Genomic DNA, 16,820 nt, shown 5'->3' on the forward strand with positions numbered 1-16,820 from the left:
AAATTTCAGATATGATGAAGTTCCGCAACTTTGGTAAGAAATCCTTAACTGAGTTAGAGCAATTGATCGAAGAAAAAGGTCTAACGTTCGGAATGGATGTATCTAAATATCGTTTAGACGAAGATTAATACTTAAACTAAAAGTAATAGGTGGTATGCAAGTCGCATACTAACCGCAGCTCGAAAGAGCTTTTAACTTACGAATTACAACAATGAGACACGGTAAAAAATTCAATCACTTAGGAAGAACAGCTTCCCACAGAGCAGCCTTATTATCCAATATGGCCACTTCGTTAATCTTGCACAAACGTATCGAAACAACAGTTGCGAAAGCAAAGGAGTTGCGTAAATACATTGAGCCAATGATCACGAAATCAAAAACTGACAGCACAAACAATCGTCGTGTGGTTTTCTCTTATTTACAAAGTAAGGATGCCATCAAAGAATTGTTTAGCATCGTTTCTGAGAAAGTAGCGAATCGCCCAGGTGGTTATACACGTATTATTAAGTTAGGCAATCGTTTAGGTGACAACGCAGAAATGTGTTTCATCGAGCTAGTTGACTTCAACGAAACTATGTTAGCTGCAGCTGCAGAAAAAGCAGGAAAAACACGTCGTAGTCGTCGTGCAGGAGCTAAGAAAGATGAGGCAGTAGCCGCAGCACCAGTTGCTGAAGCGCCTTCTGCTGAAGTTGTTGAAGAAGCACCAGCTGCTGAAGTTGTAGCGGAAGCACCAGCTGCAGAAGTTGTTGAAGAAGCGCCAGCCGCAGAAGAAGTTGTAGCAGAAGCTCCAGCTGCTGATGTCGTTGAAGATGCTCCTGAAGCACCTGCAACAGAGGAGTCTACAGAAGAAAAAGGAGAAGACGCTTAATTCGTTTCCCCGATTTTTTGGAAGGGCTTCAACAATTCGTTGAAGCCCTTTTTTTAGGATTGAAAATTAATTAGCTAGCACATATTTATGAAAGTTACTGAGTCGACACCCGCAGTACTGTTATTACAAGATGGAACTCTGTTTCATGGCAAGGCTTTAGGCAAGATTGGGACCCATGGTGGAGAGATTTGCTTCAATACCGGAATGACAGGTTATCAAGAAATTTACACCGACCCTTCTTACAGTGGCCAAGTAATTATTAATACCACAGCACACATCGGGAATTACGGTGTGATCGATGGACTTGAAGCAGAATCTAGCCAAGTTCAAATCGCCGGTATGGTATGTAATGAGTTTGCTAGTATTCATTCACGTGAAACGGCCGATGGATCTTTGCAGGATTATTTAGCGAAGGCCAATTTAGTCGGTATTTCAGGGATTGATACCCGTGCACTTGTGCGTCACATTCGGACGAAAGGTGTCATGAACTGTTTGATTTCTTCGGAGATTTTTGATTTGCCCACCTTACAGGCTGAGTTAGCTAAGATTCCTTCCATGGAAGGACTAGAATTATCTTCTCAAGTTTGTACGAAAGAAGCTTACTTTGTTGGTGATCCTTCTGCAAGTAAAAAGGTAGCTGTCTTGGATCTGGGCGTAAAGAAAAGTATTTTGTCAAACATTGCGGAACGGGATTGTTACTTACAAGTTTTCCCGGCCAAAACATCCTATGCTGAAATTGCAGCGTGGAATCCAGATGGGTACTTTGTTTCGAATGGTCCAGGTGATCCGGCTACGATGCCGTATGCCGTTGAGACGGTATCACAGTTTTTAGCAAGCGACAAACCGGTTTTTGGCATTTGTTTAGGTCATCAGATTTTGGCTCAAGTTTGTGGGTTATCTACGTATAAAATGCATAATGGACATCGTGGATTGAATCATCCAGTGAAGAATCTGATTACAGGGTTGTCTGAAATTACCTCACAAAATCATGGTTTTGCCGTGAAGATGGATGATTTGAAATCTTCTGAAAAAGCAGAATTGACACATATTAATTTAAATGACCAGACGGTGGAAGGCTTACGGGTAAAAGGCCGTAAGGCATTTTCGGTCCAACATCACCCAGAGGCGTCTCCAGGACCGCATGATTCGCGGTATTTGTTTGATCAGTTTGTAGATCTATTGAACTAATAGAAAGCCCGATTTAATTAATCGGGCTTTTTTATTGGGCATACAAAAAGGCGCAGAATCTCCGCGCCCTTTTACCCTTAATCTTTCACTTGTTGATGTACCTATTGTATCGCAATTAAATCGCGTTTGGTTTCAGTTAAAATGTTGAATTTTTTGGTTTGAATGATTTGCTTGTTGGCATTTCTTATTTCCATTCGATATTTCCCATCTAATAAATTTCCAAAATTGTAAAGTTTGCGACTTGAAATAGCTTCCTGATGAATGATTTGTTCATCCGTATCGTATATAATCACAAACAATTTTGAATTAGGTTCTGTACTAACTAGGAATTTCATTTTCCCAACCTGATTGATGCTTACGGGTAAACCTACTTCTACGGCTAGTGCGCGAGAAGTCATGGACATGCTAGCGGCAAAAATTGCGACAGCTATAGTGTTTGTAATGGACTTTTTCATAAGCGTGTTTGTTTTGTACTGTTTAGGCGGATTAGTTCCGTTTGATGATTCAAATGTATGTGTTTGAAATAACCCACAAATTAAATCCGCATTAAATTTCACTTTTTCAAGAAAGTTCTTCTATAAAAAATTATAATTCTTGGAATTGTACTATAAAATACGTCGAAATAATGAAATTTTATTGGAAAATTCGGTAGGCAAATCCTGTGTTACCAAATTGTTAACTGATCGAACTTCGATTTAATATTAGCATAACAAAAGCCTTACATTAGCTTAATAGTTTACGGAATTGGCTGTTATACTTTTGATTCATGATTAAGTCAAGAATTAAATTATTTCACACCAATTCCATCATGAATCCATTTAAACACCAATTAATTCTTTTATTATTATTTCCACTTTTTTCTTTTGGTCAGACTCAAGTTTCTGGGGTTGTCAAATCATCTAAGGAGACACTTATAGGTGTTACTATTTGGTTAAAGAATCCAGCTACAGGAAAAAATATTGGAGCATCTTCTGACGTTGATGGTAAATTTATATTTCAAAATGTAGCCCCTGGGAAATATACGTTAAGCTCAAGTTATGTGGGTTTTAAAGAATTTGTCAATAATTCTTTTGTAGTTGGAGCAGATCCGGTTATTGTTTCCATTGAATTAGAAGAGGATAGTAAATTACTTTCTGATGTAGTTGTGAGGACCGTTGCAAAGAAGGAAACGGCGGCTGCGTTAATTAATACATTAAAAGCCAGTTACATCGTGGCAGATGGTCTATCGATTGAATCAATCAAGAAAACTCCCGATAGAAATGTAAGTGATGCTTTGAAGCGTGTGAGTGGTGTTACTATCCAAAATGATAGATTCGTATTAGTACGCGGTCTAGCCGATCGTTATAATTCTGCCTTATTAAATAAAACACAGTTGCCTTCCACGGAACCAGATCGTCGTGCCTTTTCTTTTGACATTATTCCTACGGCATTAATTGATAACATTATTATTAATAAAGGGGCTGCCGCTAATTTGCCAGGTGATTTTGCTGGAGGTTTAGTTCAGATTACAACAAAAGAGGTTTCTGGTGATTTTGCGTCCGCTTCCTTAGGGCTTAGCTATGGCTCTTTATCTACCTTTCAAAACTTCAGATTAAATGAATCTGTCGCTTTCCCATCTGTTTTCCCTTCGACGAATACCTTTCGCGTTAGTGGTAACGGAGATAAACGTGCTTATACGAAATTGATTGATTCGCCAGCTATTTCTGAATCATCAAGTATTCCTAATATCAATGGTAGTATCTCTTTTGGCCTAAAGAAAAATAATTGGAACGTATTATTTAGTTCTACAGCGAGAAATACCTTCTCCTCAAATACCACAGAGCGGATTGATTATTTGTCTTCTACGGATTTAGCCTACAAATACAAAGACATTAACTTCTCCCAAACGAAGTCGTTAAGCGGTTTATTGAATGTGGTCTATTTAGGCGAAAACCGTTATAGCTGGAAAACCATAGCGAATTACCAAACAGAAGATTACTTCTTAAACAGAACAGGAGAAAATTACGATAATGTCCAAAACGTGTTTAGTAATTCTTCGAATGCAATTCGCAAAATGGTGGTTAATACTCAATTTGATGCGAAAATCAAGACTTGGGATTTTAACGTGGGTTATAATTTAATGCTTCGTGATCAGCCTGATTACCGTGTAAATCCTACAGCATCGTATTTAAACTCGGGTAATCCATTCCTAACGGCTTGGAGAGACACTTACCGCTTCTGGAGTGTGATGGATGAAAATTCAGGGAATGCAGCGATAAATAAGTCCATTGGTGATTTTAAGGTAGGGATGGCTTATTTGAAGAAATATAGAAATTTCAAGGCACGTGTTTTCCGTTATGAAACCATCGATATGTTAGGTGAGATAACGAATAATACGGATCGCTACACGGCGGACTTTGACTTAGCTAGTGGATTTGTGATGTACGAAAAAGAAATGGGTTTGTTCAAGTTAAACACGGGTTTGAGAACAGAATACAACGTATTTACGATTGGTACAGCTGACTTTAGTGGCCAAAAAGTAAATGTTCAACGCGAATATTTAGATCTATTACCGTCGTTGAATTTAACCTTTGCTGCTACAGAGAAAACGAAATGGAGGACCTCCCTAAGTAAAACCTTAGCTAGACCGGAGTTCCGTGAGGTAGCCAATTTTGCTTACTATGATTTCGTTCGAAATGCGCAGTTATTGGGAAACAAAGATTTAGAAAAATCTGATATCTACAATGTGGACTTTAAGTGGGAACTTTATCCCAATGCGGGAGAAATCTTCTCTGTTGGTGTTTTTGGAAAGAAATTCATTAAGCCTATTGAGCAAATTGTAGCTGATGGATCAGTTCCTTCGAATTTAGCTTTGACCTACACCAATCCGCCATCTGCCTTAGTTTATGGTTTGGAAATGGAATTCAGAAAATCAATTAATTCTTGGTTGGATCTTTATTCTAACATGGCATTAATTCAATCTGAGGTGAAAGTACAGGGGGTTAAACGCCAGCTGCAAGGTCAATCTAATTATGCTTTGAATGGAGGATTGAACTTTCACAAAGAGTTAAACACTATCAATTTGACTTATAACCGGGTAGGTGACCGTATTGCTTCGGTTGGCTTCCAAGGCTATCCAGACATTTTTGAAAACTCAAGAGACGTAATTGATATCGTTTTCTTAAGAAAATATAACAAGGGAGAAATAAAATTGGCGGTGAGCGATATCCTAGCTCAGCCTACTGTTTTCTACCAAAAGCCTTCACGTGAATTAATTAAAACAAATAACGAAACATCCGTTTCACTCACCGTTAATTACAATTTCTAACATGAAAAAATTACTTTTTATCGTAGCAGCTTTAGCTACATTTGGCTGCTCAAAGGATTTAGGAGGCGAAGTCGCACCTATAAACGTGCCATCCACAACAACATTAAGTGGTAACATTTCCGTAACTACTACGTTAACTGCGGATAAGGAGTGGACATTAAAAGGATACGTTTACATAACCGATGGAGCTACATTAATTATTCAACCGGGAACAGTTATCAAAAGTGATATCTCTGAGAAGGGAGCTTTGTGTATCGAGCGAGGGGCGAAAATTCAAGCGGAGGGTACAGCAGCCAAGCCAATCATATTTACATCTGGTAGGCCTGCTGGCGAACGCGCTCCAGGGGATTGGGGAGGAATCGTTATCCTAGGAAGAGCAAAAACGAATCGTAATTCAGAGCCAACTATCGAAGGGGGTATCGGCCGCGCTTATGGCGGCTCGAATGATGAGGATAACAGTGGTGTGATGAAATATGTGCGTATTGAATATGCAGGTATTGCAGCTTTACCTAACTCAGAAATCAATGCCTTGACTTTGGGTGCTGTGGGTAGCAAGACTGTGATTGAAAATGTACAGACAATCTATGCAAATGATGATGCATTTGAATTCTTTGGTGGAACAGTTTCCCCTAAATATTTATATGCCTATGCAACAGCTGATGATGACTATGACTTTGATTTTGGTTACACGGGTAAAGTTTCATTCTCTATCTCAAGACGTGATCCACAATTCGTAGATACGGGTGATGCAGGAAATGGAATTGAGTGCGATAATGACGGAACAGGCTCTTCAGCGACACCATTTACTCGTCCAGTTTTAGATAACCTGGTTTTAATTGGGCCAAATGATCCAGTTGCACTTTCTAATCACAACCTAGCGATGCGTTGGAGACGTGCTACTCAATTCGAAGTAACTAACTCAACTTTTATTGGCTATATGAAGGGTGGATTTAGCTTGGAAAGTAATGAGACAGCACAAGCTTATAAGGATGGAAAGTCAATCTTCAAAAACAACAAAATAGGTACCTATACGACCAACACGTCAAGGAATTTCATTAGTGGAGCAACTACAATCATCAGCTCTGCTGATGTCAAAACAAAGGCACTGGCTGATGGAAACACAGAGATTGAGTCTACAAACGCTGAAATTTTAAAATTAGAAAAACCAAGCTGGACAACAGGTTGGACTCGTTTCCCTACGAAAGGAAACTAAACACTTTATATTGGTGTAATAAAGAAAATGTCGGTGGGGCTTCCTGCCGGCATTTCTTAGTTATAGCCTAAATTTTAATTGCTATTATCCGGTCAGTTAAATGTGTAAGTTAGCTTTGATTAAGAACCCCAACCCATTTAACATAAACCAGGTCTACCAGAAAGTACAGATTCACAGGTTCCGGCTGCCATGTCAAAAACATGTGTAAGTTAAAAGCATGAATAAGTAGTGAATTCATGAGGTTGGCTTAAATAGTATCTTCTTTCTTAACAATTCTGTAATATGGAAATGGGTGCTTTATTTTAAATTTGCTAAATTTCGAATTCTTTAACCAACCTCCTATGTTCGGACTCGATCCAACTCTCTTGTTTCTGTTGTTCTTTTGCTTATTTGCAGCCTGCGCATTCGAATTTGTTAATGGATTTCACGATACAGCCAATGCGGTAGCCACCGTTATTTATACACATTCATTAAAGCCCTCGCAAGCCGTTGTTTGGTCAGGTTTTATGAACTTCTTAGGACTTTTAACAGGGGGTGTAGGTGTAACCATGAGTATTATTGGGCTCCTCCCCACCGAACTGCTCATTGATTCCAATGTGTATCATTCCATGGCGATGGCACTCGCGCTTTTAATCTCCGCTATTTTATGGAATTTAGGTACGTGGTATTTTGGTATTCCAGCATCAAGTTCACATACATTAATTGGATCTATTATCGGAATTGGGGTAGGACATGCGTTGTTGCCCGAAAATTCGAATAAAGGTATTTCGGCCATCAACTGGGATAAGGCTATTGAGATTGGTCAGGCGTTGCTATTATCTCCAATTTTTGGTTTTGCTCTAGCCATTATCCTGATGTACATTTTGAAAAAAACCGTTAAAAACAAGGATATATTTAAAGAGCCTAAAAAAGATACGCCCCCTCCCATGTGGATTCGCGCTATTTTAGTTGCTACATGTACCTTGGTTTCTTTTTTCCATGGACGGAATGATGGCCAAAAAGGGATTGGTTTAGTCATGGTTATTTTGATTGCTTTTTTACCCGGGTATTTTGCCGTGAATACGAATTTGAATATTCCTGAAGTGAAAGCTAGCTTAGTTCAGGTTCAACAAATTGTGGCTAAAATTGATACAATTCCCCTTTCTGAAAAAGAAGTTGAGAGTTATCACAAAGTGCTTGAGTCTAGTGCTGATTTAAAAGTAATTTTAGTGGAAGGTGTAACGCCTGCCAATTTAACCACAGCACAGAAATTTGATATACGTAAAGCGGCTTTGACGATCAATAAAAATGCTAAAAAATTAATCGAAAGTGAATCTGTAGCTCTTTCGGGCACAGATTTAAATGCGCTTAAAAAAGCTACTGCCGGCAAAAAAGCTCCTTTCTTTAGCTTCGGTTCTAGCTCATCCAGTGGAATGGCGGGCGTTACCGATTTCGCTCCCGCTTGGGTGATGTGGATTGTCGCCTTATCACTTGGTCTTGGAACGATGGTTGGCTGGAAACGAATTGTAGTGACTATCGGAGAAAAGATTGGTAAAAACCATTTGACATATGCCCAAGGAGCTTCTGCTGAATTAATCGCATCCTTAACTATTGGTTTAGCTACGGCCTATAAATGGCCAGTAAGTACAACACACGTATTATCATCAGGTATCGCAGGAACGATGGTTGCCAATCGCGGCATTAAGAATTTGCAAGGAGGTACGGTTAAAAATATTGTGATGGCTTGGATCTTAACGCTTCCTGTTACCATTATACTTTCCGCAGCCCTATTTGTTTTCTTTCGATGGATTTCGGGGTAAGTAAAAAAGTTCATAAATCAAGAAAGCCGAGGGAAATATTCCTTCGGCTTTTGTTTTTACTTCATCATTAAATTAAACGATCTTTTACCAGCTAGTGGATAAGCCCCCTTCATTCCGTGGACTGAATGTAGCATTTGCCGCTGGTTTACGAATTAAATCTGTCATGTGATAGGCAAAATTTACCTGCGTCACCCAGTGCTGGAAGGTATCTTGAACCGAGGCATGCTTCGGTAAATAGTCTTTAAAAACAGTTAGGTCAAAGCTACGCGCCTGAACCCCCGCACCTGATAATTCACCATCATGCGCATTAATCATTTGTTCAATGTGATTTGGTACCGGAACCATCATGACAGGTTTGCCCAAGTACATCGCCTCTGCCACCGACTCAAATCCTGCCGTTGTAATTAACCCTGCACAGTGCGTCATTTTGGTTAGGTATTTTTCAGCATCAATGGGATGAAAGGTCAACGAATCTGAAAATTGGTATGCTGTTTTGCGCGTAGGATTATCCCAAAAACAATCCAATTTCACCTCAGGATTTAGTGCCGACCAGGTCATAATTTCATCTGCTAGTCGGTAATGTGTTAAATAGGCCAACCACCTTTCTCCTGATTGAGGTTGGATTGATTTAACTTCTTGGCGTAATAAAGGGGGAACGGTAATGATATTGCGTTTGAGGTCATTTGGCATAGAACGGAAGGACAATCCCAATAATTTGCTAGAACCAATCGCTGTAATTTTGGTATTGATATTCAGTAAAAATCGATCTACCGCTTTTTCTGGAATCGTTTCAAAATGGTCACTCAGCAATAGGTATTGATGACCTACCGACATACAGGGAATCTTAGAACCTGATTTTAGGTTGTATAAGCCGGTGATTGATTCATAGAAATTAACGATTCCATCAGGTTGTAATGCATCAATGAAATCACCTAGTTGGGCCGCGCTTTTCCAGTATGTGCCAAATTTCGTAAACGCCTGCAGGGCGGTTTTTCCGAGTTGCACCGACTTCCCTTTGCCGTAATTGATCGACGGACTTTCGTATTGAATGAGGGGGGTGTCGCCTATAAATTGGGCAAAAAAGGACGGAATCTTCCTTCCTTGGAATGAACCAACGGCATAACCGACTACTTCATGTCCCGCTTCTCGGGCAATCTGAGTAAGTGAAATCGCTTGGGTTAAATGGCCGCGACCTTCCCCTTGAACGGTAAAGATGAACCTTCCCATAAAATTTCGTTTAAATCACTTGATATGTCAATAGCAGGGTAGTCGATTAATTGCCACTCGCCTTCATGTGTTTCCACTAGTGCGGTTAATGACTCCACCCAATCACCTGAATTCATGTAAGTGATTCCGTCTATTTGCTTGATTTCTGCTTTATGAATATGTCCACAAATAATGCCGTCGGCACCTTTTGCTTTCGCTAGTTCCGCTAATTTTTCCTCGAAATCGGAGATAAAATTCACGGCTGCTTTAACCTTTTGTTTGATAACTTGAGATAAGGAATAATAGGGCTTACCTTGCCAGCTGCGGTATTGATTATACCACTTGTTCAACCACAATAAAAACGTGTAACCTATGTCCCCTAGATACGCTAGCCATTTCATTTGGCTCGTGATGCTATCAAAAATATCTCCGTGCGTGATGAAGTATTTTTTACCGTGAGAGGCCAACATGTAATCTTGTCGGATTGAAAATTGCTTGCCAATTTTCAATGGCAAAATCTGGTCTAAAAAGTCATCGTGGTTACCGCGCAGATAAATAACTTCCGTATCAAAACGGTCCATCATTTTAAGGACGGCGCGAAAGAATCCGGTGTGTTTCTTTTTCCAAGAACCTCCCTTTTTCAATTGCCACCCATCGATGATGTCTCCATTGAGAATCAGCTGGTGGCAGGAATTTGCGCGTAGGAAATCATTTACTTCTTTGGCTTTTGCTCCTTTACTCCCTAGGTGTAAATCGGAGATGACGATTGTCTTGTAAGTTGGCCGCATGGCATGTATTTCGTTTAACAAAAATACATGCCGAATGTAAGGCCTGAATTAACGGAGCATTATGAAATCGTAAACTCTTAAGCTTTGGCTAAGCGTTGGCTAAGCTTTGGCTAAGCTTTGGCACACCTTTAAGGTGTGCCAAAGCTAACGTACCCATACAAAAAATAGTATATCAATTAATCGATATTCGCCGTCTCCAGTTTCGGAGCTATGGTGTAAATGATCGCCCAAGCCAATATATAGGCGCTTCCACACAGTAAGAAGATGATATTATAGCCATCATTGATATTACCTAATAACTTATATTTATCAAGTAGTGCCCCTACGATCATAGGAAAGAAAATACCACCCACAGATCCAGCCATCCCGCCAATACCAATCACCGAACTAACGGCCTTCTTCGGGAACATGTCTGTCGCAATCGAATAAATATTCGCACTCCAAGCCTGATGCGCGGCCGCTGCCAATGAAATCAAGGCAACAGCTTGCCAGATGTTTTCACAGTAACGTGCCAACATAATCGGCACAACTGCCAAGGCAAATCCTAGCATCGAATACTTACGCGCCTTGAATGATGGCCATCCCTTGTTAATCAAATAGCCAGACAACCAGCCGCCACCGATACTTCCAATGGTCGTTGCCGTATATACAATAATCAATTCCAAACTCGGCTTCTTCAAATCCAATTGGAAACGCTCACTGAAATACGAAGGCAACCAGAACAAGAAAAACCACCAAATAGGATCCGTTAACATCTTTCCAAATACAAATGCATACGTTTGTTTAAACCCAAATAACCGTCCCCATTTAACCGGATCCTGATTCTCATCTTTCTCCTCTTTATCCGCATGAATATAATCGAACTCTTCCTTAGAAAGCATCTTGTGTTTCGAAGGAACCTCATAGTAAAACCACCAGAAAATCAACCAAATAAATCCAATGGCCCCAGTGACAATAAAGGCCATTTCCCAGCCGTAAATACCTAAAATCCAAGGCACTAAAATAGGAGCAGCCACGGCCCCAATATTCGCTCCCGAATTAAATATTCCCGTCGCTAACGCGCGTTCATTTTTAGGAAACCATTCCGCAGTTGTCTTAATCGCCGCCGGGAAATTTCCCGCCTCACCTAAACCCAGCAACCCACGCATAAACGCAAAACTCAAGGTACCCGTTGCCATGGCATGCAACATCGCCGCGATACTCCAAACGACAATCGAAATCGAATACCCAAGCTTAGTTCCAATGCGATCAATGATCCCACCAAACCCCAATAAACCGATGGCATACGCCGCCTGAAAAGTGATGACAATATTCGAATAGTCCGTCTCCGACCAGTTGAACTGATCTTCTAACACGGGTTTCAACAAACCAATCACCTGGCGATCCAAGTAATTAATCGTCGTAGCGAAAAAGAGCAAAGCGCAAATTCGCCAGCGGTACGTTCCTATTTTATTCATGGTTTAGAGGTTTTGGAGCATTATAAGCTCCGATAAATTTGTATTAAATCACTTATAGTATTCGAAATTCCTTGATAATCTTGTTTGGCAATTAACGCAGGAGGGAATAATTGTGACCCCATACCCACGACGGCGGCACCTGCATCAAACCAAGTTTTCATGCTTTCATGCGTAGGTTCCACGCCACCCGTCACCATAATTTTCGAATGAGGCATCGGTCCTTTGAGTGCCTTTACAAATCCAGGTCCTACCACGTTGCCTGGGAAAATTTTTACAATCTTCGCACCCAAAACTTCTGCATTACGAATCTCCGTTAAGGTCATCGTACCAGGCATCCAAGGCACATCATGTTTCGCACAAACTTCACCTACTTCAGGAGTCGTAAACGGCTGCAACATGAAATCAGCACCCATTTGAATGAATTCATTCGCCTGTTTCGCATCATAAATTGTACCTATACCTAATACCAAATCCGGACATTCCTTCTCGCAATAATCGATTAATTTGGCAAAAATTGCAGGCGCCTCTGCCCCGCGATTTGTAAATTCAAATACGCGAATGCCCCCATCGTAACATGCTTTTAACACCGACTGGGCAACGCCCAAATCCGCATTAAAAAATAAAGGGATAATCGGAGTTTCTGAGAAGCGCTGGTATACCACCGCCGAACTATTTCTGGCCATATTTATCGATTTAAACGACCACTTAAGTCGCCTTTCATTACTAATTCTATTTCATCCAAATTCGCCCGATTGATATCACCTTCTATGGTATGCTTTAACGCGGAGGCCGCTACCCCAAATGACAAGGATTGGGCTTCATCTCCATAAATTAAATGGCCGTAAATATAGCCAGCCATGAAAGCATCTCCACCACCGATACGGTCTACAATTTGGCTAATCTCAACTGTATCCGATTTTAAAACTTTTTCGCCATCAAAGGACACAGCCGAAAGTGTATTTTGCGAAGCGGAAATTTGTCCGCGTTTCGTATTAATGATTTTTTTCAAGCGCGGGAATCGCGCCATGATTTGCTGAGATATGGAATGCCAACCGCTTTTCGTGCTTCCATCGGGAACGATACCTAAGATATCTTCGGCATCCCCTTTGCCACACACAATAATGTCGCATCCGTCAATCAATTCAGGCATCACTTCTTGAACAGTTTTTCCATACTGCCAAAGGTTCTTGCGGTAATTCACATCCGCTGAAACCGTGATCCCCATCGCATTAGCCGTAGCAATTGCATCGCGTAAGGCTTGCGCAGCAGATTCCGAAATGGCAGGTGAAATGCCCGTCCAATGGAACCAACACGCATCTTTGAAGATTTCGGTCCAATTAAATTCAGCAGGAACTAAATTTGCAAAAGCTGAATCTGCTCGGTCATAAGTCACTTTACTCGGACGCATCGCCGCACCAAACTCCACAAAATATAATCCCAAACGACCTTCACCATAAATCATGTCCGACGTATCTACGCCAACCTGCGCATAATATCCAGCTGCAGCTCTTCCCAATTCATTATTTGGAAAGCGCGTAACGTGTTTTGTAGGAATTCCTAAATGAGCTAATCCGCCTGCCACATTCGCCTCGCCACCACCAAAAGTTATATTGAGCGACTGCGCCTGCACAATGCGACTATACCCCGGAGGACTTAAGCGCCCCATAATTTCCCCAAATGTGACTACTTTTTTCATGCTTATTCGAAATTAAAAAATTCAGATGCGTTGGTATACGAAATGTCTTGCACTAGCTTCCCTAACCAAGGCATGTCGGCTGGCAATTCGCCATTTTCGACATCATTGCCGATCAAATTACACAAGATTCGGCGGAAATACTCATGACGCGGGAAAGAAAGGAAACTGCGTGAGTCTGTCAACATCCCCACAAAGTGACTCAACATACCCATGTTGGAAAGCGCATTAATCTGCTTTTCCATGCCATCTTTTTGATCCAAAAACCACCAGCCTGAACCAAATTGTATTTTTCCTACTAGCGTTCCATCTTGAAAATTCCCCGTCATCGCGGCAAATAATTCATTGTCCCGCGGGTTCAAATTATATAGAATTGTTTTGGCTAGTTGGTTCGTTGAATCCAGGCGATTTAAGAATGCCGATAGTGGTTTCGCTTGCTCAAAATCACCGATGGAATCAAACCCGGTGTCAGGTCCCAAAGCACCCAATAAGCGCGCATTGTTATTGCGAAGGGCTCCTAGATGGAACTGTTGCGTCCACCCACGCGCATGATCTAAATGTGCAAAATAGATTAGCATGGCCGATTTAAACTGCCATTTTTCTTTTTTATTCAAAGATTTACCCGTGATTAATCGCTCAAAAATATGTTCGATTTCTTCCTCTGTAAATTCTTCTGCATAAATATGTTCTAGCCCATGATCACTTAATCGACAACCCGCCGCATGGAAAAAATCATGGCGCGATTTAATCGCTGATTTATAGTCGGCAAGCGTCCGAATGCTCACGCCAGCCGTAGCCGCGAGCGCATTGACATACTCAATAAACACGATTTCATCGTCGACACCCATCGCTTTATCTGGACGGAACGTAGGTAAAACTTTAACGCTAAATCCACTCGCCGCAATTTGCTTATGATACGCCAAATCGTCGATCGGATCATCCGTCGTGCATAGCGCCTTCACGTTCATTTTCAACAATAGATTTTTGACCGAGTATTCCTTTGTACGAAGCAGGGCAGAGCAATGGTCGTAAATACGTTTTCCTGATTCCGCATTCAACAATTCCGTCACACCGAAATACCGTTGCAACTCCAAATGTGTCCAGTGGTAGAGCGGATTGCGCATGGTATACGGAACCGTTTCAGCCCATTTCATGAATTTCTCCTCGTCACTCGCATTACCCGTAATGTATTTTTCATCTACACCATGCGCACGCATCGCACGCCATTTGTAGTGATCGCCGGCCAACCAGATTTGCGTGATGTTATCAAACTGTTTGTCCTCCGCGATTTGTTGGGGCACCAGGTGATTGTGGTAATCAATAATGGGCATATCGGCCGCAAAATCATGGTATAGTTGCTGCGCCGTAGCCGTTTGTAAAATAAAATCTGCGTTTAAAAATGCTTTCATAGTTTCTATACGTATTTCTGTACGGCTTGCTCAAAGCCAGGTAATGCACTTAAGTCAGCACCCCAAAGGCTTGTATCTGCCAATATTTTTTTCAAATCAAAATCTTTCCAAGCTTCGTAAAAATAGCTAGCATAATCGCAATTGATCGGATATAGCTCACCATTTGAATCGCCAAAGTACTTGCCATTTTCTTCTTTCACTGCATGCATAAACTGCAAATATGCAGCAAATCCCATGGCAAATAATTCCGGCGCTTTGCCAAATTCCTTGTAGTAATTAATCAATAAGGGCACATTGCGCATCCGCATTTTGGTCGTGTATTGAACCGTAATATCAATCAATTTGTGATTAATAAATGGATTACGGAATCGATCTAATACCGAACGGCCAAAACGATCCGCCACTTTGAAATCCATTTTATATGGAATGGCCAGCGCGAGTTCGCTCAACATTAAATTCATCACAAGTTTGCTTAAGTAGCCATTGGCCATCACATCTTTAACGAGGCGAAAACCGAGTAAATAAGACATACCGCACATCAGTGTATGTGTCCCATTTAAGAGGCGAAGTTTCAATTCGCGGTAGATTTCAATGTCCTCTGCGATGACAACTCCCGCGTCAGCTTTGGCAAAACTTAAAACGTCTTTTACACGGCTACCACCTTGGATTGCCCACAAACTATATACCTCGGAGATAATCAAATTCTTGTCTGTATAGCCTAAATCAGCACAAATTGCCGCGTTCGTTTGCGCATCAGGCGCGCCAGGAACGATACGGTCCACTAATGAATTACAGAAATGGTTGTGTGTGTTTAGCCACGTAATAAATGCTGCTGGTAACTGGTGATCCGCCGCTAATTTCAAGACGATGTCTTTTAAAGCATCACCATTATTGATAATCAACTCCGTAGGCACAATCACCATGCCCGATTCTGCAGACCCATTGAAGTGGTCGAAACGAGCAACTAAAAATGCGAGTAATTTAGCGGGAAAAGATTTTGGGCTTACTCCCGAAATCGGGTCATTAGCCACATATTGAATACCTACTTCCGTGGTATTGGAAATGATCAACTGCATGTCGGCACTTTGCGCCAATTCTAAAATAGCGTTCCATTCCGTCGCCGCCGTTAGTGTGCGTGAAATGGATGCATTAATTACCGTTTCTTCAATGGCAACGCCATTCTCTATACCTTTTATGCAATGTGTAAATAAGCCATCTTGTTCCGTAAACGCATCCGCACCTGGACGATCTGTAGATTTGACAAGAACTACACGTCCTTTGAAAATCCCTTGGCGATTCGCTTTGTCGATGTAATAATCACATAGACCACGCAGCAATACACCCGTGCCAAATTGCAGCACTTTTTCTGGATAGGAAAAAACTTCTTGTTTAGGTAATTGAACCGGAATCGTGGATGTAAATCCGGCGGCAAAATTTTGTTTCGATAAGATGGGCATACGTTACGCTTGTGTTTTGATTTAAAAGCAATAAAGGTGCTTTTTTTACCCGAAAAAGGTCAGGAAAAATCGGGCTTTTGGGTAATAAAATTATCTAAAACGTTTACGCTTCGCCTATCGGGCCATTGTAATTCATGGGAAAATCGAATCCACCCTCACTTCCATCTTTATTAATGGGGCCAAAACTTTCCTCATATTTTTGCATATTTTCTTGCAATGCAAGCATCAGTCGGTAGGCATGGTCAGGTGTCATTACCACACGAGACTTTACTTTTCCTTTGGGTAATCCCGGTAAAATGCGGATAAAATCCATCACAAATTCGGATGGCGAGTGGGCGATCAAGGCTAAATTCACATAGGCGCCTTCTGCTAATTCTTCCGGTAATTCAATGTTAAGCTGGTTTTCTTCTGATTGGTTTTCCATAATTTCTCGAA

The 16,820-nt window shown here is 41.1% G+C and carries 15 protein-coding genes; 6 read left to right on the top strand and 9 right to left on the bottom strand.

Features of this window, described 5'->3' with window-relative positions:
- From ACIQ6T_RS08450 to carA, 3 genes are all read left to right on the top strand, one after another.
- A partial coding sequence (locus tag ACIQ6T_RS08450) for a DNA-directed RNA polymerase subunit alpha C-terminal domain-containing protein (protein WP_395785483.1) occupies positions 1-128 on the top strand: 128 nt, incomplete at its 5' end.
- 83 nt (positions 129-211) lie between these two features.
- Positions 212-868 carry a 50S ribosomal protein L17 gene (gene rplQ, locus ACIQ6T_RS08455; RefSeq protein ID WP_395785461.1) on the top strand — a complete coding sequence of 219 codons (657 nt, stop codon included), beginning with the start codon at positions 212-214 and terminating at the stop codon, positions 866-868.
- A gap of 87 nt (positions 869-955) precedes the next feature.
- Positions 956-2,056 (top strand): glutamine-hydrolyzing carbamoyl-phosphate synthase small subunit, encoded by a 1,101-nt coding sequence (carA, locus tag ACIQ6T_RS08460; protein WP_395785462.1) that lies wholly within the window; start codon positions 956-958, stop codon positions 2,054-2,056.
- A 101-nt stretch (positions 2,057-2,157) separates the two neighbouring features.
- Here the strand turns inward: carA and ACIQ6T_RS08465 are convergent, their stop codons facing one another.
- Positions 2,158-2,511, bottom strand: coding sequence for a hypothetical protein (locus ACIQ6T_RS08465; RefSeq protein WP_395785463.1), 354 nt, complete (start codon positions 2,509-2,511; stop codon positions 2,158-2,160).
- Positions 2,512-2,822: 311 nt separating this feature from the next.
- On the opposite strand from ACIQ6T_RS08465, the gene ACIQ6T_RS08470 reads away from it, so the two are divergent.
- The 3 genes from ACIQ6T_RS08470 to ACIQ6T_RS08480 all read left to right on the top strand — a co-directional run bounded on the left by ACIQ6T_RS08470 (position 2,823) and on the right by ACIQ6T_RS08480 (position 8,375).
- Entirely contained in the window at positions 2,823-5,363 is a 2,541-nt protein-coding gene (locus tag ACIQ6T_RS08470) for an outer membrane beta-barrel protein (RefSeq protein ID WP_395785464.1), read from the top strand.
- Position 5,364: 1 nt separating this feature from the next.
- Positions 5,365-6,576 (top strand): T9SS C-terminal target domain-containing protein, encoded by a 1,212-nt coding sequence (locus ACIQ6T_RS08475; protein WP_395785465.1) that lies wholly within the window; start codon positions 5,365-5,367, stop codon positions 6,574-6,576.
- Between the two features lie 341 nt (positions 6,577-6,917).
- Entirely contained in the window at positions 6,918-8,375 is a 1,458-nt protein-coding gene (locus tag ACIQ6T_RS08480) for an inorganic phosphate transporter (RefSeq protein ID WP_395785466.1), read from the top strand.
- A gap of 84 nt (positions 8,376-8,459) precedes the next feature.
- Here the strand turns inward: ACIQ6T_RS08480 and ACIQ6T_RS08485 are convergent, their stop codons facing one another.
- The 8 genes from ACIQ6T_RS08485 to ACIQ6T_RS08520 all read right to left on the bottom strand — a co-directional run bounded on the left by ACIQ6T_RS08485 (position 8,460) and on the right by ACIQ6T_RS08520 (position 16,809).
- Positions 8,460-9,602, bottom strand: a complete 1,143-nt coding sequence (locus tag ACIQ6T_RS08485) for a glycosyltransferase family protein (RefSeq protein WP_395785467.1) — start codon at positions 9,600-9,602, stop codon at positions 8,460-8,462.
- Positions 9,554-10,369 (bottom strand): UDP-2,3-diacylglucosamine diphosphatase, encoded by an 816-nt coding sequence (locus tag ACIQ6T_RS08490; protein ID WP_395785468.1) that lies wholly within the window; start codon positions 10,367-10,369, stop codon positions 9,554-9,556. The genes ACIQ6T_RS08485 and ACIQ6T_RS08490 overlap by 49 nt, the downstream gene beginning before the upstream one ends.
- 176 nt (positions 10,370-10,545) lie before the next feature.
- Complete coding sequence (locus tag ACIQ6T_RS08495; protein ID WP_395785469.1) at positions 10,546-11,826, bottom strand: MFS transporter; 1,281 nt, start codon at positions 11,824-11,826, stop codon at positions 10,546-10,548.
- 20 nt (positions 11,827-11,846) lie between these two features.
- Positions 11,847-12,509: a bifunctional 4-hydroxy-2-oxoglutarate aldolase/2-dehydro-3-deoxy-phosphogluconate aldolase gene (locus tag ACIQ6T_RS08500; RefSeq protein WP_395785470.1), complete on the bottom strand. Its 663-nt coding sequence runs from the start codon at positions 12,507-12,509 to the stop codon at positions 11,847-11,849.
- A 2-nt stretch (positions 12,510-12,511) separates the two neighbouring features.
- Entirely contained in the window at positions 12,512-13,522 is a 1,011-nt protein-coding gene (locus ACIQ6T_RS08505) for a PfkB family carbohydrate kinase (RefSeq protein WP_395785471.1), read from the bottom strand.
- Positions 13,523-13,524: 2 nt separating this feature from the next.
- Complete coding sequence (uxaC, locus tag ACIQ6T_RS08510) at positions 13,525-14,928, bottom strand: glucuronate isomerase (protein WP_395785472.1); 1,404 nt, start codon at positions 14,926-14,928, stop codon at positions 13,525-13,527.
- Positions 14,929-14,933: 5 nt separating this feature from the next.
- On the bottom strand, positions 14,934-16,385 hold the full coding sequence (locus ACIQ6T_RS08515) for a tagaturonate reductase (RefSeq protein WP_395785473.1): 1,452 nt from the start codon (positions 16,383-16,385) through the stop codon (positions 14,934-14,936).
- A 103-nt stretch (positions 16,386-16,488) separates the two neighbouring features.
- On the bottom strand, positions 16,489-16,809 hold the full coding sequence (locus ACIQ6T_RS08520; RefSeq protein ID WP_395785474.1) for a DUF3467 domain-containing protein: 321 nt from the start codon (positions 16,807-16,809) through the stop codon (positions 16,489-16,491).
- Positions 16,810-16,820: the final 11 nt, after the last annotated feature.

It is taken from the genome of Aquirufa sp., from assembly GCF_044377215.1.
In the GTDB taxonomy this organism is placed as follows: domain Bacteria; phylum Bacteroidota; class Bacteroidia; order Cytophagales; family Spirosomataceae; genus Aquirufa.